General features: G+C 62.8%; 13 protein-coding genes and 2 pseudogenes. 9 read left to right on the top strand and 6 right to left on the bottom strand.

Annotated elements, in window-relative coordinates; genetic code table 11:
- Positions 1-184: 184 nt before the first annotated feature.
- Positions 185-982 carry a diaminopimelate epimerase gene (gene dapF / locus E8E75_RS11580; protein WP_120651045.1) on the top strand — a complete coding sequence of 266 codons (798 nt, stop codon included), beginning with the start codon at positions 185-187 and terminating at the stop codon, positions 980-982.
- A gap of 476 nt (positions 983-1,458) precedes the next feature.
- Here the strand turns inward: dapF and E8E75_RS11575 are convergent, their stop codons facing one another.
- Positions 1,459-2,493 (bottom strand): sensor domain-containing diguanylate cyclase, encoded by a 1,035-nt coding sequence (locus E8E75_RS11575; protein ID WP_280358822.1) that lies wholly within the window; start codon positions 2,491-2,493, stop codon positions 1,459-1,461.
- A 335-nt stretch (positions 2,494-2,828) separates the two neighbouring features.
- Here E8E75_RS11575 and E8E75_RS11570 point away from each other — a divergent pair, with 335 nt between their 5' ends.
- The 8 genes and pseudogenes from E8E75_RS11570 to E8E75_RS11535 form a co-directional block, all read left to right on the top strand.
- Positions 2,829-3,179: a hypothetical protein gene (locus E8E75_RS11570; protein ID WP_153920048.1), complete on the top strand. Its 351-nt coding sequence runs from the start codon at positions 2,829-2,831 to the stop codon at positions 3,177-3,179.
- 89 nt (positions 3,180-3,268) lie between these two features.
- The gene (locus E8E75_RS11565; protein WP_280358819.1) at positions 3,269-4,525 is read left to right on the top strand and encodes a TolC family protein; all 1,257 of its coding nucleotides are present in this window, start codon (positions 3,269-3,271) and stop codon (positions 4,523-4,525) included.
- The gene (locus E8E75_RS11560) at positions 4,522-6,009 is read left to right on the top strand and encodes an efflux RND transporter periplasmic adaptor subunit (RefSeq protein WP_280358818.1); all 1,488 of its coding nucleotides are present in this window, start codon (positions 4,522-4,524) and stop codon (positions 6,007-6,009) included. Before E8E75_RS11565 ends, E8E75_RS11560 begins: the two co-directional genes overlap by 4 nt.
- On the top strand, positions 6,006-9,167 hold the full coding sequence (locus E8E75_RS11555) for an efflux RND transporter permease subunit (protein ID WP_280358817.1): 3,162 nt from the start codon (positions 6,006-6,008) through the stop codon (positions 9,165-9,167). Before E8E75_RS11560 ends, E8E75_RS11555 begins: the two co-directional genes overlap by 4 nt.
- Positions 9,164-9,364: pseudogene (locus E8E75_RS29370) on the top strand (heat-shock protein HtpX); the annotation flags it as partial. The gene E8E75_RS11555 and the pseudogene E8E75_RS29370, both read left to right, overlap by 4 nt.
- A gap of 283 nt (positions 9,365-9,647) precedes the next feature.
- Positions 9,648-10,004, top strand: a complete 357-nt coding sequence (locus tag E8E75_RS11545) for a metalloregulator ArsR/SmtB family transcription factor (protein ID WP_280358814.1) — start codon at positions 9,648-9,650, stop codon at positions 10,002-10,004.
- A gap of 23 nt (positions 10,005-10,027) precedes the next feature.
- Complete coding sequence (locus E8E75_RS11540; protein ID WP_280358812.1) at positions 10,028-11,311, top strand: arsenic transporter; 1,284 nt, start codon at positions 10,028-10,030, stop codon at positions 11,309-11,311.
- A 28-nt stretch (positions 11,312-11,339) separates the two neighbouring features.
- Positions 11,340-11,684, top strand: a pseudogene (locus E8E75_RS11535) (arsenate reductase ArsC); the annotation flags it as partial.
- A gap of 226 nt (positions 11,685-11,910) precedes the next feature.
- Here E8E75_RS11535 and E8E75_RS11530 read toward each other — a convergent pair.
- The 5 genes from E8E75_RS11530 to E8E75_RS11510 form a co-directional block, all read right to left on the bottom strand.
- Positions 11,911-14,451 (bottom strand): fused MFS/spermidine synthase, encoded by a 2,541-nt coding sequence (locus E8E75_RS11530; RefSeq protein WP_280358811.1) that lies wholly within the window; start codon positions 14,449-14,451, stop codon positions 11,911-11,913.
- An 81-nt stretch (positions 14,452-14,532) separates the two neighbouring features.
- The gene (locus E8E75_RS11525; protein WP_153920058.1) at positions 14,533-16,101 is read right to left on the bottom strand and encodes an arylsulfatase; all 1,569 of its coding nucleotides are present in this window, start codon (positions 16,099-16,101) and stop codon (positions 14,533-14,535) included.
- Positions 16,102-16,210: 109 nt separating this feature from the next.
- The gene (locus E8E75_RS11520) at positions 16,211-17,212 is read right to left on the bottom strand and encodes an HAD family hydrolase (protein WP_120651035.1); all 1,002 of its coding nucleotides are present in this window, start codon (positions 17,210-17,212) and stop codon (positions 16,211-16,213) included.
- A 42-nt stretch (positions 17,213-17,254) separates the two neighbouring features.
- Positions 17,255-18,565 (bottom strand): BatD family protein, encoded by a 1,311-nt coding sequence (locus tag E8E75_RS11515; protein WP_120651034.1) that lies wholly within the window; start codon positions 18,563-18,565, stop codon positions 17,255-17,257.
- Positions 18,562-20,163, bottom strand: a complete 1,602-nt coding sequence (locus E8E75_RS11510; protein WP_280358808.1) for a VWA domain-containing protein — start codon at positions 20,161-20,163, stop codon at positions 18,562-18,564. The genes E8E75_RS11515 and E8E75_RS11510 overlap by 4 nt, the downstream gene beginning before the upstream one ends.
- Position 20,164: the final 1 nt, after the last annotated feature.

The following is a 20,164-nucleotide window of genomic DNA, read 5'->3' as shown; positions in this document are numbered from 1 at the left end:
TCATCGCGCTTGGGGACTGCTGGCGGGACACTGAGCGGAGAAGTCTTGATATCGGTGTTGCGAAGAAGGTTTCTGGCGCGTCAGTCCTCGCCAATTCCAAGCGGTCTTCCTGACCGAGCAACTTGTTCGCACCCGCTGCCTTGCCTAACCTCGCTGCACTTAGCGAATGGAAGTCTCAGTCATCATGGATTTCATCAAGTACCACGCCGCCAGCAACGATTACCTGGTTTATTCAGGCGAGTCGCCTTTCGGTCTTTCGCCGGAGGAAATCTCAAGGATTTGCGATCGACACAGAGGGCTTGGGGCCGACGGAATTCTTGTTCCTGTCCTCGCACAGGGCGAAATACCCAAGGTGATCATCTACAACACCGACGGCTCAGAGGCTGAGAAAAGCGGCAACGGGCTGCGGATCTTCTGCCGCTATCTCTGGGATCATGGCTACGTATCAGCAGGCGAGTTCCAGGTGCACACTGCCGGTGGCGTGGTGTCCTGCGAGGTCCTGAGCGGAGGCCGGAGCGTCGCCATTCGCATGGGGCGAGCGCAGTTTCCAGACACGGGTGATATGGACGTGAGGATCGATGGACGCGAGCTTCGGCTGCATCCGGTCTCCATGGGTAATCCGCATTGCGTGATCTTCGTTGATCAACCCGATGAACAAACTGCACGGTCGCTGGGGCCGATCATCGAACATCTCGCCCCCTTCCCCAATCGCACCAACGTGCAGTTCGTGAAAGTGATCGACCGCCACAACCTTGAAGTCCGCATCTGGGAGCGGGGCGTTGGCTATACCCTCTCCTCGGGCACCAGCAGCTGCGCGGCGGCGGCGGTCTGTCGGCGATTGGGGCTGGTAGAGTCACAGGTGGACGTTCAAATGCCGGGGGGACTGATCCAGATCGTCCTGGATGAGAACTTCGAAGTCCTGATGCGAGGGCCGGTGTGCCGCGTAGGTCGATACTGCCTGGACAGGGAATGTTTGACCTGATCCTTGCAACTTGGCAGGGCCGATGATCGAACTGTGCTGAAAAGTTCCCGATCTGTTGTTTCACACGCATCGACCTCGGTTGCCTGCCCTTCGTTCTCCCCCGCTACGGCGCGCGCCAGTCAATGCGGCGATGAAGCTCCCATCGGCGCACAGGCTGTGAAATGCGCCGAACCAAGCGAGGAACTGGGGGCTCGAACAATCAGCAGGTGCTCGGGATGAGCCTAGGTCGGGATTGGGAATCGGCTGGCACGCGCAAGGACCGAAGTGGCAGTCTGCGAGAAGGCCTCCACAACGAGCACGAGCGGAGAATGCATCGATGTACGAAAGGGTTGCCCGCAGCGGCATTCGAATGGTTCAAGGTTGGACTGGAACTGGCCCATCCAAGACATCAGGGCGTCCATCGGATCGCACCGATCAACCCATGACGTTGTCCAGTTGAGTCCGCGGCGAGCACACTAAGTGGCAAACGTCTTGCCCTATGGCTGCTTATCCTTTCGCTGTTGCTTCACCTTGTACATTTCGCGGTCTGCCAGCTTGATAGCTTCCTCTGCAGTCATGCTGTCCGGCATCACTGCCACAACCCCAACACTCGCCCCCGCATAGCGGATGTCGTCGAGGCCATGGCCCAACGCATATTGCCCGACTGTCGCTTTGGTCAGGCGGTCCTGCAGCAGCGCGGCAGCATGTTGCATGTCCATTGCCAAGTCCACATGTTCGGACGGCGTACCCAGGGCGATCACAATGAATTCATCCCCTCCAGTACGTCCGATGATGTCGCTGGCGCGAAGGCCATTCTGCAACTGGACGGCTATGCCGCGCAGAAACTGATCTCCTGCCAGGTGGCCATAGGTATCGTTGATGAGCTTGAACCCATCCAGATCGATGACCCCAACCAGCACGTATTTGCTCTCACGCTGGGCCAGGGCGAACAGGCGCGCAGCATCACTCAGGATGGCACGCCGGTTGGACAGGCCGGTCAGGGAATCGGTAAGGGCCAGCCTTGCCAACTCGGCGTTGGCGATCTGGAGTCGCTCCACCAACTGTTCACGTTCAAGGGAATAGCTCAGCAACCCTGATAGCAACATCAGCAAAGGCTCAACGTCCGGAGAGCGCGCCACCTTATCCGAGCTGGCTGCACAGAATGTACCCAGCACTCGCCCGTCCTGGGACCTGATTGGAGCGCTCACGTAGGTCCTGATGCCCAGGGCCGCGGCGGCCTCCGAATCCCCCCAGCATTCGGCGACGTTGTCCGAGTACAAGCGGTTCTCGTCCAGCGCACGCTTGCAGAGAGTATCTGTCCAGGGCACGACCAGCCCTTCAGGAATCACCATGTCACCGACGTTGCGTGCGAACTCGACACGCTGGACACCCACATCGGTATCGATAGTGGTCAGGTAGGTCGACTCCATTCCGGTTACCTGGCTGAGCAGGGTCAGCAAGGGCCGTGTGAGCTGTTCCAGGGTTCGGGCTTTGGGAACGGTTTCGGAAAGAAGAGAAAGTATCTGATCCATCTGGGTGCTTCGGTAGCGAAGGAAAGAACCGATTGTCGGCCAATCGGCGGCTCACTGAACAGGTGTGGTCTTCACCAAAACCCGCAACGGTGCGTCAAAGCCAAATGCCAACGGAACTAGCAAGTACTCAAGTCGTGCGACGGCACTGTAGCCAGCAATCGCCCCCGGGCCGAATTGCCCCGACAGTGCAATCGCATGATGGAACCGAGCAGGGCCATTGCAACGGACCTGTCCGCGAGGGTTGGGTGGATTCAAATGGAGCAATTAACTGGCAACTGCGAAATCCGGAGTCCCGAAATTGCCAGGCCGCTCGGCCGGCGACTAAACTCCGCTAGATGAAACGCCACCTCCGGTTCCTTCTCATCTTTCTGATCAGCCTTGCGCTTCCGTTGAACGGGATGGCGGGCATCGAGGCGCCGACCGACCCCTGCCCCATGCAGGCGGCCGGTATGAGCCAGATGACGAACATGGATATGGATATGGATTGCTGCCAAGACCACGGCAAGATGGCCGAGCATGGCAAGAAAGCCTGCAAGACGGGGCAGGAATGCAAGACCGGCAGCATGCTCCAGGTTTCAATCCTCAAGCCACCGGTCTCCCTGGCCGGCCCCGCACTCCCTGCCCCCTACCCTGAAGCTGCTCCCGACCGCACCCCTGCCGACCTCTGGCGACCTCCCTGCGCCTGATTCCCCTCCCTGACTGAACTCCCACCTGCGTCGCTTGCGACTGCGGGAGGGCATGCGCTTACGCGCTGAATATTCAGAGGAGTCGTCAAATGACTGCCTTGAATCCTTGCTTCGGGCTGCCTGTTGTGGCCGCCCTGGCAATGATGCTCTTCACCCTGCCGAGCCGGGGGGCTTCGCTGTCGCTGGACGACGCATTGCGGTTGGCCGAGCGCAATGCACCGTCCTTGTCCGCTCAGGCGGCCAAGCTGGATGCGGCGAAGAATGCCGCGATACCTGCCGGTGAGCTACCTGATCCGAAGCTCGCTCTGGGCGTGCAGAACGTCCCCGTCGAGGGTGAAGACCGTTGGAGCCTGGATCGCGATTTCATGACCATGCAGATGGTCGGCGTGATGCAGGAAATGCCCAATCGCGACAAGCGCAAGGCGCGAGTCGAAACGGCCCAAGCTTCGGTGGATCGGGCTGCTGCCGAGGCGGAAGCCGAACGCGTGAAAGTCCGCAGGGAAACTGCCCTGGCCTGGATCGCGACCTACACCGAGCAGCGAAAGCTCGCCCGATTCGAGGACTTCTTCCGGGAGAATCGCCTGCTGGCGGAAACCGTTCGGGCCCGCCTGGCCGGAGGTCGAGGCCAGCCGCTTGATGCAGTTGAGCCCCGACAGGAAGCAGCCCAGTTGGCAGAGCAGCAGGACGACCTGACACTCCAGGCGGCCCAGGCGCGTGCGGCACTCAAGCGCTGGGTTGGCCACGAGGCCGCCCTACCCCTTGCCGGCGACTTTCCACACTGGCCCATCGACGCCCCCAGCTATCTGCGCGCCCTCCATCGACACCCCGAACTGGCGGCCTACGAGCCGATGGCACGAGAAGCCGAAGCCCAGGTGCGGGAGGCCGAAGCGGAGAAAAAATCGGACTGGAGCTGGGAGGTGGACTACCAGCGCCGTGGGCGCGAGTTCGGCGACATGATGACGGTGCAATTCACCTTCGACCTGCCACTGTTTCCCGGCACTCGCCAAGACCCAAAGATTGCCGCGCAACGCGCCCGGATGGATCAGCTGGAGGCAGAGCGCGAAGCCCTGGTGCGTGAGCACGCCCAACAACTGGAGGCGGATCTGGCGGATTACCAGCGCCTGGAACGTGCAGTGACACGCAGTCAGTCGACGCTGGTGCCCCTGGCCATCGACAAGGTAACGCTCGCCCTGGCCGGTTACCGCGCCGGGAACACCGAGTTGGCCAGTGTCATCGCGGCACGCCGTGAGCTTGTCCAGGCCAGGCTCAAGGAGCTTGATCTGCAAGGTTTGAAAGCATTGGCCGCTGCCCGCCTGCACTTCACCTACGGGGAGGGTCGGCCATGAGTCGTGCATCCTGGAAGTTGCCGGCGATGATGAGCCTGGCCCTGCTCGCAGGCGCGGCAGGTGGCTACTGGTATGCGGTCCAAGGGCGTATGCAGGAGGCATCCACGGTCACCGAAGGCAATCGCGGCACTCCCGAAGCCGACCGCCAACCGCTCTACTGGTACGACCCCATGTTCCCGCAGCAGAAGTTCGACAGCCCCGGCAAGTCGCCCTTCATGGAGATGCAGCTGGTTCCCAAGTATGCAGACGAAGCAGGCGATAGTTCGTCCGTACGCATCGAACCGGGCATCCAGCAGAACCTCGGCGTGCGGTTGACCACGGTCACCAAGGGCAAACTTGAGCGAACCCTGCAAGTATCCGGCGTCCTCGCCTTCAATGCGCGAGAGGTGGCACTGGTACAGGCGCGGGCCGGCGGATTTGTCGAACGCACCTACGCCCGCGCGCCTGGTGACCTCATCGAAGCCGGCGCGCCCCTCGCCGACCTGCTGATACCGGAATGGGCGGCCGCCCAGGAAGAGTTTCTGGCATTGCGCCACAGCGGCGACCAGGCCCTTTCAGCTGCGGCCCGCCAGCGTCTGCGACTGATCGGGATGCCCGCGGAACTGATCGCGCAGGTCGAGCGCGGTGGTAAAGCCAGGCCGGTCATGACGCTGACCAGCCCCATCAGCGGTGTCATTCGCGAGCTCGATGTGCGCCCTGGCATGACCCTGGCAGCCGGACAGACCCTTGCCCGGATCAACGGCCTGAAACACGTCTGGTTGGAGGCCGCCATCCCGGAGTCCCAGGCTGGCGTATTGCAGATCGGGCAGGCGGTCGAAGCGCGACTGCCGGCCCTCCCCGAGGAGGTGATCCACGGGGCACTCTCCACCGTGTTGCCCGAAAGCGATGCGCAAAGCCGCACGTTGCGCGTGCGCATCGAACTGGCCAATCCCGATGGCCGCTTGCGGCCAGGCATGACTGCGCAGGTTCGGCTGAACCAGCCAAGCCAGGCCGACCTGTTGCTGCTACCCAGCGAAGCGGTCATCCGCACGGGCAAACGCGCGCTGGTGATGCTCGCGGAAGAAAGCGGCCGCTTCCGGCCGGTTGAAATCCGGCTGGGTCAGGAGAGCGCGGATCAAGTGGCGGTGCTCGACGGATTGGCAGCTGGTCAGCGAGTCGTCGCGTCCGGGCAGTTCCTGATCGATTCCGAAGCCAGCCTGCGAGGTATCGAGGCCAGGTCGCTCGGCAAGCCAGCGATGCCCGTGGACCGCCCTACCCTGCATGAGGCCGAGGGCAGCGTCGTCGAAGTCGGCGCCCAGGAACTGACCGTTTCCCACGGTCCCTTCAAGACCTTGGCAATGCCAGGAATGACCATGACCTTTCCCCTGGCCAAACCCGAACTGGCACAGGGTCTGAAGACGGGTGATCGCATCAGGCTGCATGTGCGCGAAAGCGATTCCGGCTTGCTGATCGAGCAACTGGAGAAGCTGGAGGGCTCGCCATGATCGAGAAACTGATTCGCTGGTCGGTCGCCAATCGATTCCTGGTGCTGCTGGCCACCCTGTTTGCCGTTGTCTGGGGAGTCTGGTCGCTGCGCAGCACCCCCATCGACGCCTTGCCCGACCTCTCCGACGTACAGGTCATCATCCGCACGCCCTATCCAGGGCAGGCGCCGCAGATCGTCGAGAACCAGGTCACCTACCCGCTGACCACAACGATGCTATCGGTACCAGGAGCCAAAACGGTCAGGGGCTTCTCCTTCTTCGGTGACAGCTTCGTATACGTGCTGTTCGAGGACGGTACCGACCTGTACTGGGCGCGCTCGCGAGTGCTCGAATACCTGAACCAGGTGCAAGGGCGCTTGCCGGCGGCCGCCAAACCGGCGCTGGGCCCGGACGCCACGGGGGTTGGCTGGATTTTCCAGTACGCGCTGGTCGACCGCAGCGGAAACCACGATCTGGCACAACTTCGAGCGCTACAGGACTGGTTTCTCAAGTTCGAGCTGAAAACCCTGCCCAATGTGGCCGAAGTCGCCTCGGTGGGCGGCATGGTGAGGCAGTATCAGGTCCAGGTAGACCCGATCCGCCTTGCCGGTTTGGGTATCACCCAGCGCGAGGTGACGGAAGCCATCGGCAAGGCCAACCAGGAAACCGGTGGCGCCGTGCTGGAACTGGGCGAAGCCGAGTTCATGGTCAGGGCTTCGGGCTACCTGAAGACCCTCGCCGACTTCCGTGCCGTACCCCTGAAGCTGACGCCCGAGGGTACCCCCGTCACCCTCGGCGATGTGGCGACGATCCAGCTCGGGCCGGAGATGCGCCGGGGCATCGCCGAGCTCGATGGCGAGGGGGAAACTGTCGGCGGCGTAGTGATCCTGCGCAGCGGGAAGAACGCGCGTGACACCATCGCCGCCGTGAAGGCCAAGCTCGACGAGTTGGAAAAGAGCCTTCCCGACGGAGTCGAAGTGGTCATCACCTACGACCGCAGCCAGCTGATCGAACGGGCGGTACGCAATCTCAGCCAGAAACTGATCGAAGAGTTCATCGTGGTCGCATTGGTCTGCGCCGCGTTCCTCTGGCACCTGCGCTCGTCCATGGTTGCCATCGTCGCGCTACCGGTAGGCGTGCTGATCGCGTTCGCGGTCATGCGTTACCAGGGCATCAACGCCAACATCATGTCGCTGGGCGGAATCGCCATTGCGATAGGCGCCATGGTCGACGCCGCCGTCGTGATGATCGAGAACGCCCACAAGCGCATAGAAGCCTGGAACGCCAACCATCCCCACGAAACCTTGCGCGCAGACCAGCACTGGCGAGTTATGACCGATGCAGCGGTCGAGGTTGGCCCGGCGTTGTTCTTCAGCCTGATGATCATCACCCTGTCGTTCATTCCGGTGTTCAGCCTGGAGGCGCAGGAGGGTCGCCTCTTCGGCCCACTGGCCTTTACCAAGACCTACGCGATGGCGGCCGCTGCCGGTTTGTCGGTGACGCTGATCCCGGTGCTGATGGGTTACTGGATACGTGGGCGGCTACCAGCCGAGCAGCGCAATCCGCTCAATCGTGGGCTGATTCGGCTGTACCAGCCGGTCCTGGATGCCGTGTTGCGGCATCCCAGAACGACCCTTGCGATCGCTTTGCTGACATTCCTGACGACGCTTTGGCCAGTTTCCCGACTTGGCGGGGAGTTCCTGCCGCCCCTGGACGAAGGTGACCTGCTCTACATGCCTTCGGCGTTGCCCGGCCTTTCCGTGCAGAAAGCCTCGGAGCTGTTGCAGCAGACTGATCGACTGATCAAGACCGTCCCGGAGGTAGAGGGTGTGTCTGGCAAGGCTGGACGCGCCGAGTCGGCCACCGACCCTGCGCCGTTGGAGATGTTCGAGACCACGGTGCGCTTCAAGCCCAAGGATCAGTGGCGTGCGGGAATGACCAGCGAAAAACTGGTGGAAGAGCTTGATCGCGTGGTCAAGGTACCGGGCCTGACCAATATCTGGATTCCACCGATTCGCAATCGAATCGACATGCTGGCGACGGGTATCAAGAGCCCTATCGGGGTTAAGGTCGCCGGGACCAATCTCGCCGAGATCGACCAGGTGACCCAAGCCGTCGAGCGTGCAGCCAGAACGGTGCCGGGCGTAACTTCGGCCCTCGCCGAACGCCTTACAGGCGGTCGCTACATAGACGTGGATATCGATCGACAGGCTGCCGCTCGCTACGGGATGAACATCGCCGACGTGCAAGCGATCGTCGCCGGCGCCATTGGTGGCGAGAACATCGGCGAGACTGTGGAAGGACTGGCGCGCTATCCCATCAACCTGCGCTACCCGCGTGAGTGGCGGGACACGGTCGGTGCACTGGAGCAACTGCCCATCTACACCTCACAGGGTGGTCAGATCACGCTCGGGACAGTAGCGCGGATCCGGATCACCGATGGGCCGCCCATGCTCAAGAGCGAAAACGCTCGTCCCTCGGGCTGGGTGTACATCGACGTTCGCGGGCGAGACCTGGCCTCGGTCGTGGCCGACCTGCGCCAGGCGGTCGAAGGCTCGGTGAGACTGATGCCCGGCATGAGCCTCAGCTACTCCGGACAGTTCGAATTCCTGGAACGGGCCAATGCCCGTCTGAAGCTCGTGGTACCGGCCACGTTGGCGATCATATTCGTTCTGCTTTACCTCACCTTCGGTCGCGTCGATGAGGCCCTGCTGATCATGGCCACGCTCCCGCTCGCGTTGACCGGAGGCGTCTGGTTCCTCTACCTGATGGGCTTCAACCTGTCGGTTGCCACGGGAGTGGGCTTCATCGCCCTGGCCGGCGTGGCTGCCGAGTTCGGCGTAATCATGGTGCTCTACCTGAAGAACGCCTGGATTGACAAACAGGCGGCCGGACATTCCACGAATGAAGCGCTGCGCGGAGCCATTCGGGAAGGCGCAGTACAACGCGTGCGCCCCAAGGCGATGACCGTCGCCGTCATCATCGCCGGCCTGCTGCCAATCCTCTGGAGCGGCGGAACCGGCAGCGAAGTGATGAGCCGCATCGCTGTGCCCATGGTCGGCGGCATGATCACCGCCCCGCTGCTATCCCTGTTCGTCATTCCGGCAGCGTATTGGCTGATGCGCCGTCGCCCACAACCCCACCTCACTTCGCAAACCACCCTTGGAGAAGCTTCATGAGAACTGCACTCGGCGCTGCAGCGGCGCTCGTCCTTGCTTCGGCCCTACCCGCTCTCGCAGACGATATGCCCGGTATGAACATGGACAGCATGCCAACCGAGCCCTCCCGGGCGCAGGCACAAACTGCCGAGGCCAATGGCACGGTCAAGGCAGTCGATGTAGCCAAGGGCACAATCACGATTTCCCATGGAGCTGTGCCAACCCTGAAATGGCCGCCGATGACGATGGCATTTTCGCTGCCAGCCAGGAGCAACTCAAACGTGTTGAAGCGGGCGAGAACGTCACCTTCGCGTTCAAGGTGAAGGCGTGAATGCCTCCATCCTGAGCATCACCGGGGCGGAGTAACGCCCCGGACATACGAGGGGCCGGTTCTCAGCGTGAACGCATCGCTGTGAGACGGCGCCTCCAACCCGGGCAAGGGCTTGATCTTTATATATGGCGCTCCGTATATTCGAATTTTCGTATATTCAGACCCCAACGATGTTCAGCGCCCTGACCCCATCCGATCTCTTCAAATGCCTATCCGATGAAACCCGTGCCCGCGCGGCGCTCCTGATTGCTCAGGAGGGGGAGCTGTGCGTGTGCGAGTTGGTCTGCGCATTGGGCGATGGCCAACCGAAGATTTCCCGTCACCTCGCCCAACTGCGCGGATGTGGCCTGCTGCAGGATCGCCGCCAAGGGCAACGGGTGTACTACAAGCTCAATCCAGACCTCCCGGAATGGGCACATGCCGTGCTGCAAACCACGCTGGAAGCCAACGCTGTATGGCTTCGGCAGGACAGTTTCCGCCTTCAGCAAATGGGCGACCGCCCAGTTCGCAGCGCAGCCTGCTGCTGACATAGGGTTTCCGAGGAGTTTCCGTGATTTCTGCGTTTGTCATCTTTGCCATCACCATCACACTGGTGATCTGGCAGCCCAAGGGGCTGGGCGTCGGTTGGAGCGCATCATTCGGCGCGCTTCTCGCCCTGGTCACCGGAGTGGTATCCGTCGGCGATATACCGACCGTGTGGGACATCGTCTGGAATGCCACTGCAACCTTCATTGCCGTCATCATCATCAGCCTGCTGCTGGATGAGGCCGGTTTCTTCCAATGGTCGGCCCTGCATGTTGCGCGCTGGGCAAAAGGCAGTGGTCGGCGTCTGTTCGCCTTCACCGTGCTGCTGGGGGCAGCCGTCTCGGCGCTGTTCGCCAACGACGGTGCGGCGCTCATCCTCACGCCAATCGTGATTTCAATGCTGATGGCGCTGCGCTTTTCAGCGGCCTCTACCCTGGCATTCGTCATGGCAGCGGGCTTCATTGCCGACACCGCCAGCCTGCCGCTGGTGGTGTCGAACCTGGTGAACATTGTGTCTGCCGACTACTTCGATCTGGGATTCAGCGAGTACGCCGCGGTGATGGTTCCGGTCAACCTGGTCAGCGTCGCCGCCACAATGTGTGCGCTGTTGCTGTTCTTCCGTCGCGACATTCCGTCTACCTATGACCTGGCGCAACTTAAAGACCCGCAACTGGCCATCCGTGATCGTGCGACGTTCCGGGTAGGCTGGTGCGTTCTGGCGGCCTTGCTGCTCGGTCTGTTCGCGCTGGAGCCCCTGGGCATTCCGATCAGTATCGTGGCGGCCGCGTGCGCGACCGTGTTGTTCGCCGTGGCCGCGCGCGGCCATGTGATCGCCACCCGACGCGTACTACGTGAAGCCCCGTGGCAGGTCGTGATCTTCTCCCTGGGCATGTACCTGGTGGTCTATGGCCTGAAGAACGCAGGCCTGACGAACTACCTGACAGCCGCGCTCGACGCCCTCGCCGGGTATGGCGTTTGGGGCGCGGCTCTGGGTACCGGCTTGCTGACGGCACTACTGTCGTCGGTGATGAACAACATGCCTACCGTGCTGGTCGGCGCCTTGTCGATTCAGGCGACCGACGCCTCGGACGTTGTTCGGGATGCCATGGTTTACGCCAATGTCATCGGCTGCGACCTCGGTCCCAAGATCACCCCGATCGGCAGCCTCGCCACGCTGCTCTGGCTGCATGTGCTGGAACGCAAGGGCATCCGCATCACCTGGGGTTACTACTTCAGGGTCGGCATTCTGCTGACCCTGCCGGTGCTCTTGATCACGCTTTCGGCGCTGGCACTGCGCCTTAGCCTTTGACGTCCGTCCGGAGGCGGCAGAGGTAAAGATGCGCGTCCTGTTCATGTGCACAGCCAACAGCGGCCGCAGCATTCTTTCCGAAGCCATGCTCAACCACCTGGCTCCAGAAGGATTCGAAGCCGTGAGCGCCGGAAGCTTTCCCAGAGGCGCGGTCTTGCCCCGCAGTCTCACCACGCTGCAACAGGCCGGAATCGCCATCGATGGTTTGCGCAGCAAGGGCAACGACGCCTTCGAGGACAACCCGCCCGATATCGTCATCACCGTCTGCGACAAGGCTGCGGGTGAAGCTTGCCCTGTGTACTTCGGCCCGGTGCTGAATGCCCACTGGAGGCTGGCAGACCCCTTACAAGTCAGCGGAGAGGAAAGCGAGGTGGATACGGCTGTCGGGCTCCCCTCACCCCAACCCTCTCCCGGAGGGAGAGGGTGCAGTCGCAGCCAACGTTCGACCTCAGCGCTTTTCCTGCAGGGGCGAATTCATTCGCCAAGCAGGACACGGTCCTGCCGTAGGTTGGTCCGAGGAACGAGACCCAACATTGCAGCGCCTGGGCAACGCAGGTTAGTGGATGGGAAAGGCGGTATCCCTTGAAACCGTCGCGAACCTACAGCCCGTTACCGATGAACCAGCGGTAATAGGGGTTGTTGCCATCGCTGCGGGCCAGCTCGCGGGTTTCACGGGCCCATGCCTGGCGGTTGCCGTTGTAGGCGTGCAGCGTCAGGGCGTAGAAGCGGGCCAGGGAGCGCCACTGGTCGTCCACCGCGCCCCGGAAACCGGCGTCGGCATTCACCAGTGGCGGCGTTGTGCGCAGGGCCAGCAGCTCCGGCAGTACACGCGTGATCTCCTTGTTGCGTACCCAGGATGCGTATTCGATTCGTGGACGATCATCGGTGACCGCAAGCGCATCACCGGCATAACGTTCCAGACCGTCACGGTCAGTTACCCAGGTGGCCAACAGGGCCGCTGCCGAATCCACGCCAACCGCTCCCAGTGCCGCGGCGACTTCGGGTTGCTCGAAGCGTTGGCGGATTCGCGCAACATCCAGCTCCTGAGGCTCCAGCGAGCCGATCAGCAGCATCTCGTGGAACTCGGTGGTCCACAGCGACGCATGGGGGAAGACATCGAGGAAGCTGCGTACCAGGGAGCGGCTGTCCTCGTCGTTCTGGGTCGGCAGCGGCAGCCATTGTGCGACAAGGCCGCCGACCTGGAGTCGCGAAGCCGCCAGTTGGTAGAAGTCGCGCGAATAGAGGTTGACCACCCCGGCTGCCGAGGGTGGCGGCGGTTCCAGGGTGACCAGGTCGTAGCGCTCGGCACTGCGCAGCAGTTCGCGGCGGCCATCGCGCAGGCGGATATCCAGACGTGGGTCGTTCACGGCGTCGAAATTGCCTTTGAACAGTGGCGCGGCCGCCAGCACCTCGGGCAGTAGCTCCGCTACTACCGGTCGTTGCAGGCCGGGGTAACGCAGCATGGCGCCTGCGGTGATGCCAGTGCCGAAACCGATGACCAACGCCGACTGCGGTTTCTGACGATGGATCAGCAGTGGAAGCAGCGCTTGCAGACGCATGTAGCGCAAGGACGGCATGGCGTCGCCGGTATTGGACACACCCTGGATGTAGAGGCGGCTGAACTCGCGCCCCTGGCGTCCCTGGGTGACGACGGCGACGGTGCCACCCCTGCCCTCCTCGTAGAACGTGATCTGCCCGTTGCGTGCACCGGGCAGTAGCTCCGCCAGCCGCTGAGGCGGCGTTAACACGGCGATAGCCAGTGTCGTGACGGCCAAGGCCAGGATCGTCCCACGCATGCTTGGACCGACTTCTGCCCCGCGCCAGGCGGCAATGCAACCCACCAGCGCGGCCAGCACGGCGAGCACTGCCAAGGTACGCACCAGGCCCACGCCGGGTACCAGCAGGAAGCCAGTGAGCATGACGCCGATGATGCCGCCCAGTGTATTGAGAGCGACTACCACACCCACGTCGCGACCGACGTGCCCGCTGTCCACTGCCAGCCGCAGGGCCAAGGGGAAAGCGGCACCCAGCAAGGTGGTGGGCAGGAAGACCATGCTCAACGCCGCCGTGGCAAAGCGCGCGCACATGCCGGCCAGTTCATTGCCGGTGACCTGAAGCACGAGCATTTCCATCTGGGTCTGGGCAATTACCAACCAGCGACCTAAACCGGCGACCTGCAGCAAGGCGATCAAGCCGGCAGCGGCGATCAGCAGGCCAAACAGCCCCCACGGATCGCGAATCCGGTCGGCGCGTCGGGCATACAGGGCGCTACCCAACACGAGACCGGTTAGGTAGGTAGCGAGCACCATTGCGAAGGCGAAGGTGCGTGTGCTCATGAACTGAACGATGGACTGGCTCCAGACCACTTCGTAGCCGAGCGCCACGCCACCGGCCACACAATACAGAGCGATAGCGAGGCGCGCCGCTGTTGAGCGCGGCATCCGCGCGGATACGGGCGGCTGCGCCGGGAGATCGTCACCGCGCCGGAAAAGCCAGGCACCGGCAGCCGCCGCCAGGTTGAGGCAAGCTGCCGCGAACGCGCTGCCGGTAACTCCCAGTTGCGGCAACAGGACGAAGGCTGCCAGCAAGGTTCCGGCAATCGCGCCAGCTGTGTTGGCCGCGTAAAGCCGCCCACCGGCTTCGCCCATTTGACCGTCCGCAGGCGTCAGGGAGCGGACCAGCACCGGAAGCGTGCCGCCCATGAGAAAGGCTGGCAGCCCGACCAGCAGGAAGGGTAACAACCAGGCCAGCAGGCCGATCCGGTCTTCCAATCGCGCGAACAGCCCGGCCGAGTTGGCCAGGGCCAGCGTGGCGCCGACCCCAAGCACGGCCACGGCGAGTTCCAGCAACGCGTAGAGCCGCACGGGACGGCGCAGGCGATCGGCCCAGCGACCGAATACCAGCCCTCCGAGGGCGAGTCCGGCGAAGAACGCACTGATACCGGTGGTGACGGCGTAGACCTCCACCCCCACCACCAGGGAAAGCTGCTTGACCCAAAGCACCTGGTAGACCAGTGCCGCGCCACCGGAAATGAATAGCAGCGCTGCGGGAATCAGTATCTGCAAGGGGAGCCGTTTGCGGGCATCTTCACGCGCCGTGGCTCGGGAACGCGCACGGGACGAACTCGCGGCTGAGGACATCGACTGGCCTTATCGGATTGGGCAACCCGCAAAAGGTAGTTGAAAGGAAGGTGCCCGCCAGCGGGCGGGCACCGGGCCTTGCTACTGCTGTTTCATCTTCTCTTCGATTTTCTTGTCCACGTCGGCGCGGATCTGGTCGATGCTGAAGCTGGCCGGACGCTGACTCGGCGGGTACTCGACGAAGGTCTGCAAGAACTTCGCTGCCTTCTGCGTCCCCTGGAAGAGCAGGTAATCGTTCTTGGTCAGCCAGTCGTAGTACTGGTCGGACACGACATCGGCCCGCTCGTAGGGGTCCATCCGCAAGTTGAACAGTTTGGGAACCCGCAGGCAGGTAAAGGGCTCGCTCCACACCTGCAGACCGCCCGGTGCACGCTGTTCGCACCAGACGATCTTCCAATCGGCAAAGCGCATGCCCACCAACTCTGCCTCGTCATTGAAGTAATAGAACTCACTGCGGGCACTCTTGTCGGTTTTGCCGGTCAGCAGGTCCAGCTGGTTATACCCGTCCAGGTGCACCTTGAAGGTCTTGCCACCGAGATCCGTCCCTTTCAGCAGGCGGTCCTTGATGTCCGTGTCACCCACTGCGGCAAGCAAGGTCGGGAACCAGTCGAGACCGGAGAACATCTGGGTGGAGACGGTGTCGGGTTTGACCTTGCCCGGCCAACGGATGATCGCCGGTACACGGTAAGCGCCCTCCCAGTTCGAGTTCTTCTCGTTCCGGAATGGCGTGGTTGCCGCATCCGGCCAGGACCACTGGTTCGGGCCGTTGTCGGTGGTGTAGACCACGATGGTGTTGTCAGTGATCTTCAGGTCATCGAGGGTCTTGAGCAGCTTGCCGACATCGCCATCGTGCTCGAGCATGCCGTCGGCGTAGTCATTGCCCACCATCCCGCTCTGCCCCTTCATCGAATCGCGAATGTGGGTGAAGGCGTGCATGCGGGTGGTGTTCATCCAGACAAAAAAGGGCTTGTTGGCCTTGACCTGCTTGTCGATGAAGTTGATGGCGGCCTGGGTGGTTTCGTCGTCGATGGTTTCCATGCGCTTGCTGTTCAGCGCGCCGGTATCCTCGATCTTGCCATCGGCAAAGGAGTGGATCACCCCACGCGGCGAGGCAGCCTTGACGAAGGCCGCGTCGTCCTTCGGCCAGTAGGGGCGCTCTGGCTCCTCTTCGGCGTTGAGGTGATAGAGGTTGCCGAAGAATTCATCGAATCCGTGGGCAGTGGGCAGGTACTCGTCCCGGTCGCCCAGGTGGTTCTTGCCGAACTGACCAGTAGCGTAGCCATGGGACTTGAGCGCCTGGGCGATGGTGACATCCCGCGCTTGCAGTCCCACCGGTACGCCGGGCATGCCGACCTTGGACAAGCCTGTACGCAAGATCGCCTGCCCGGTAATGAAGGTCGAACGACCCGCCGTGCAACTGTTCTCCGCGTAGTAGTCGGTGAACATCATGCCTTCCTTGGCAATGCGGTCGATGTTCGGCGTCTGGTAGCCCACAACACCCTTGCTATAGGCACTGATGTTGGTCTGGCCGATGTCATCGCCAAAGATCACCAGGATGTTGGGCGTCTCAGCAGCGTTTGCTGTACAGATTCCCAACGCCGCTGTAGCGGCCAGGGCAAATGTCGTTATCCATCTTCCACTGCGCTTCATATGGCCTTTCTCCGTCTCACGTTGCTGTCGTCTCCACGACTACGTACACGAGAGATGCCGACTGCCTGGCTGGAGTCCCTGTGTTCCTGCGGTTCCTCGTTAGGGGTGGTCAGTTGTTCTCGAAGGGATAGACACGGCTCCACTCCCCTGCCATGTCCACCACTGTCCAGTTGCCGGCTTTCGCCGCGTCCAGCGCCTTGTCCAACCGGCCGATCTTGCTTTCGCGGTCATAGGCCCATTCGCGCGTGGCGTCGGTGTGGTGGACCAGACCGGCGAAGCGCTTGCCATTGCCGGCCATGGTCCACTGGAGCATCTGCAGGTCGCCGTCGGAGTTGCCGAAAGCGAAGATCGGCCGCCGGCCGATGATTGTGTCGATGCTGACCGGTTTGCCCGGCCCGTCGTCGTTGTGCGCCAGCTTCGGCAAGCGCTGGATCGACAGCTGGCCGTCCTTGTCCTGGAACTGGGATTCGAAAGTGGTGCCGATCACCTGTTCCGGGGGAATTCCGTAGACCTCTTCAGCAAAGGCACGCATGAACGCCACTTCGCCGCCAGAAACGATATAGGTCCTGAAACCGTTGGCCCGCAGGTAGGCCAGCAGTTCCAGCATCGGCTGGTAGACCATTTCGGTGTAGGGCTTCTTGCTGCGGGGGTGGACCGCCTTCGCCAGCCAACCCTGGCTCTGCTCGATGAATTGCTCGGTGCTCATGCCCGAGTGGGTAGCGCCAATGATTTTCATCAAGCCTTCGGTACCGCTCTCGGCCAATGCTTTCTGGTCACCTTCCAGCACCGCCTTGAAGGGTTGCTGCTCCTTCCATTCCGGGTGCTGCGGGGCAAGGCGCTTCACTTCGTCCAGGGCGAACAGCACTTCGAAGTACATCGGCTGCTCGCTCCAGAGGGTGCCATCGTTGTCGAACACCGCGATACGTTCTGCGGGGGGAACGTAATCCTTGCCGCCCTCTTTGGTCACAGCGCTGACGAAAGCCTCGATGGCCTGGCGCGAGGGGCCGTCCTTCCAGGAAGGCAACGGTTCCTGCGCCTGCACCAGCAGAGGCAGGATCAGGAGGAGCGTGAACAACCAGCGCAGATTGCGCGAAGCGAGCGACTGGCGCATTTGACGTCCTTGCTGAGTAGCGGTTTGCCTGAGACGACCGGCTCAGGGATTTAGCGGTTTCAGTCCGCGCCGTGCACGGGGTGTCTTCTTCATTGCGGCTACCGCTCGCCCTACATCCGGCAATGCCTGCGACGCGTCGGTTGCTGCTTGACTCTCAGCATGTGCCGCCCCGTAGTGAACTTTGAGGAAGGCTAGCAAATGATTTGTAGTCCGGTCGGGCAACGCACGGGAAAATTCCGACAGTGTCCTACTGCCATTACTGCGGCGAACCCAAAGATACAGACCGCCCAACTGAACAGGACGGGCTTTCAACTGCTGCTGTGCCAGTCGCCGGGCATACTCTGCCGAGTCCAGCCAGGCCTGCTGGCGGGCCGCTCGCCAATGCCGCAGCCAAGTCAGCGTGGCATGCCCCCAGGGCCGACCGAAGTATGCGAGCCCGGCCAGCAAAGACAGCAGCACGGCCAATAGCAACCAGTGGCCGGATATCCTCACCTGCGCCTTCCGCCCGAGGGCACGCAGGTCTTCGTTGATGGAGAACGGAGCCTGGTAAGCACCTTTGGCAGCCTCGAGCGGCACCGCCGGTACCGAGACACTTTGCGCCTCGCCGGTAGCAGCATCCCACCACTTCAGTTCGACGGCCGGCAGGCTGTACGTGCCGATATCGCCAATCACGTACGTGGCCGAGTCCTCGCGGGTGCCACCGCTGGTGCCGCCACGCCCATCGCTGAGGGGTTGCACCTTGGGGGTCTGCACATAGCGTTTGAGCCCTTTCACCTCGGCGAACAGCGGTGGCGGAATGAGCATGGCCTGGGCGCCCTCGGCCTCTACGCGCAGGCGGCGCGTGATGCTGTCTCCCTGGCGCAACGGATCGTGGGAGCGCTGGATCTCCTGGGTGAGTTTCACGCTGCGCGCCACCAGCCGGCTCTCGTCACCCGCTCCGGCCAGGGCCCTGGCGACGAAGGACAGCGGCTGGCCACTGATTTTCACCGGGCCGCTGGCCTGTCCCGGCTGGACCTGGAATGCCAGTGCGGGGATATCGAAACGCTGGGCCGCCTGCGGGGTGATCTGGTACGTGAAGCGCAGGCCGAAGAACGTTTTGCCATCCAGTTGTTCGGTCAGGTGCTGCGCTTCGCCGCTGGGCGGGTCAACCACCGCACCGGGCAGGTCCAGCCCCGGCAGGATGGGCGCTTCGGTGAACCAGGTATCCACCAGGAGATCCACCTCCAGATTGACGATGCCTCCCACCACCGCGCCTTCCGCTGGCACCAAACGCTGCTGTACCCGTACCTCGGGCTCAGTCGCCTGTACCAGCCACGACAGGCAGAGCAGCAGCAGGCATGCCAGGCGCTTCATCGGGTTGCCTCCTGAGCTTTCTGGCGGGCGGCTTCCTGCAACGAGAACTTGCGCTTGAGGAACATCGCCGGCGAGGTAGTCAGGTTGTTCAGCCAGACCTGGTCGGAAGCGGCCTGGGCCTTGTCCTGTTGCACCGACTTGCCGCCCTGCGAGGGCGTCTGGTCTTCCACCACCTTGTCGGGCTTCTCGTTGGGAGTGCCCTCCTCCTGCTGGTCCTCGTAATCCTTCAGCAACGCCTCGGCCAGGGCCAGGTTGGCAGTGGCCTCGGGAAAATCGGGCTGCTTCTGCAAGGCCTGCTTATAGGCGGCGATGGCTTCAGGGAATTTGAATAGCCGGACGTAGGTGTTGCCGAGGTAGAAGTACGCAACCGCGCTGTCCAGCCGCGCAAAGCTGGCCAGCGCCAGGTCGAAATCCGCGGCCTGGTAAGCGGCCAGCCCTTTCCAGTAAGGGTCGGAAAAGTGCGCGGCGGCCTCCGGGTAATGCTGATGTTCGAAGGCCCAGCGCCCCTGCTGGTCAGGGGTGAAGAAAGCATCCGCCAGGGCGCCGGCCCGTGTGGGCGCCGATGTGCCAAGTAGCGACACGGCAAGCATCAGCCCACCCAGCCAGCGAACCTGCCAACCGCGCCGCACGCAGCACAAGGCAATAAGCGCCAGGGGCCAGCACAGCCAGTAGCCGGCGTCTTTCCAGTGCACTTGCCGGCCATCGCCCTGCACTGCCTGGAAGTGCTGCTGGGCGTGCAGTTCGATCCAATCGAGGTCATCGTCGTTGAGGGTCAGGCTGCCCAGCGGGGCATCGGCGGCATCGGCGAGGCGCTTCAGTCCAGCCTCGTCGAAGCTCGCCGCTACCGGCCGGCCATCCGCCGCGATGCGCGGCTGGCCACGAGCATCGCGAACCAGACCGCCGTCCCGACTTCCCACAGCAAGGACGAGCATCTGCAGGTCGCCACCCGCCAGGCGCTTGCCGATCGACTCGAACTGGCTGGCGTCGGCGCCATCGGTAATCAGCACCAGGGTACCGGGTGCCTTCTCCGCATCCAGCAACTTGCGTGCTTCGTCGATCACACCGAGCACGTCCTTGCCGGGTTGCGCAATCAGATCGGTGGCCATGGCCTGGACGAAGGTGTCCAACAGCAGCGGGTCTTCGGTGGCGGGAAGCACCAGGTGGGCCCCACCGGCATAGGCGATCAGCGCAGTGCGGGCCCCTGCGCGGCGCTGGATCAGGTCATGCAGCTTATGCTTGGTGGCGGCAAGCCGCGTAGGCGGCACGTCGTCGGCATCCATGGACGGCGAAAGGTCGACAGCGAGGATCAGCGGCGCCCGGTTATCGAGGAAGGCCGGTTTGTCCTGTTCCCAGGTAGGGCCGGCCGCGGCCAGCCCACCAAGGACCAGCAAGGCGCCGAGCAGATACACCGGGCGCAGGCGCTGGCGGTCCTCGGGGGTGATGAGCAGTCGCTCCATCAGGTGCGGCGCGATGACACCCTCGAGCTGGTGCTTGAGGTCATGGCGACGTATCCAGAGGAGCGGCAGCAGCACGCCAGGAAGGATCAGCAACAACCAGAAGGGTCGCAGGAAATGGAAGGCGCCGAAGTCAATTTCCATC

Source organism: Pseudomonas sp. BN606 (assembly GCF_029873115.1).
Taxonomy (GTDB): domain Bacteria; phylum Pseudomonadota; class Gammaproteobacteria; order Pseudomonadales; family Pseudomonadaceae; genus Metapseudomonas.
This window is presented reverse-complemented; position numbering and strand designations above follow the sequence as displayed.

Excerpts from the sequence above, each read along its gene's own strand:
- dapF (WP_120651045.1), top strand. The coding sequence starts at position 185 with ATGGATTTCATCAAGTACCACGCCGCCAGCAACGATTACCTGGTTTAT.
- E8E75_RS11575 (WP_280358822.1), bottom strand. The coding sequence starts at position 2,493 with ATGGATCAGATACTTTCTCTTCTTTCCGAAACCGTTCCCAAAGCCCGA.
- E8E75_RS11570 (WP_153920048.1), top strand. The coding sequence starts at position 2,829 with ATGAAACGCCACCTCCGGTTCCTTCTCATCTTTCTGATCAGCCTTGCG.
- E8E75_RS11565 (WP_280358819.1), top strand. The coding sequence starts at position 3,269 with ATGACTGCCTTGAATCCTTGCTTCGGGCTGCCTGTTGTGGCCGCCCTG.
- E8E75_RS11560 (WP_280358818.1), top strand. The coding sequence starts at position 4,522 with ATGAGTCGTGCATCCTGGAAGTTGCCGGCGATGATGAGCCTGGCCCTG.
- E8E75_RS11555 (WP_280358817.1), top strand. The coding sequence starts at position 6,006 with ATGATCGAGAAACTGATTCGCTGGTCGGTCGCCAATCGATTCCTGGTG.
- E8E75_RS11545 (WP_280358814.1), top strand. The coding sequence starts at position 9,648 with ATGTTCAGCGCCCTGACCCCATCCGATCTCTTCAAATGCCTATCCGAT.
- E8E75_RS11530 (WP_280358811.1), bottom strand. The coding sequence starts at position 14,451 with ATGTCCTCAGCCGCGAGTTCGTCCCGTGCGCGTTCCCGAGCCACGGCG.
- E8E75_RS11525 (WP_153920058.1), bottom strand. The coding sequence starts at position 16,101 with ATGAAGCGCAGTGGAAGATGGATAACGACATTTGCCCTGGCCGCTACA.
- E8E75_RS11520 (WP_120651035.1), bottom strand. The coding sequence starts at position 17,212 with ATGCGCCAGTCGCTCGCTTCGCGCAATCTGCGCTGGTTGTTCACGCTC.
- E8E75_RS11515 (WP_120651034.1), bottom strand. The coding sequence starts at position 18,565 with ATGAAGCGCCTGGCATGCCTGCTGCTGCTCTGCCTGTCGTGGCTGGTA.
- E8E75_RS11510 (WP_280358808.1), bottom strand. The coding sequence starts at position 20,163 with ATGGAAATTGACTTCGGCGCCTTCCATTTCCTGCGACCCTTCTGGTTG.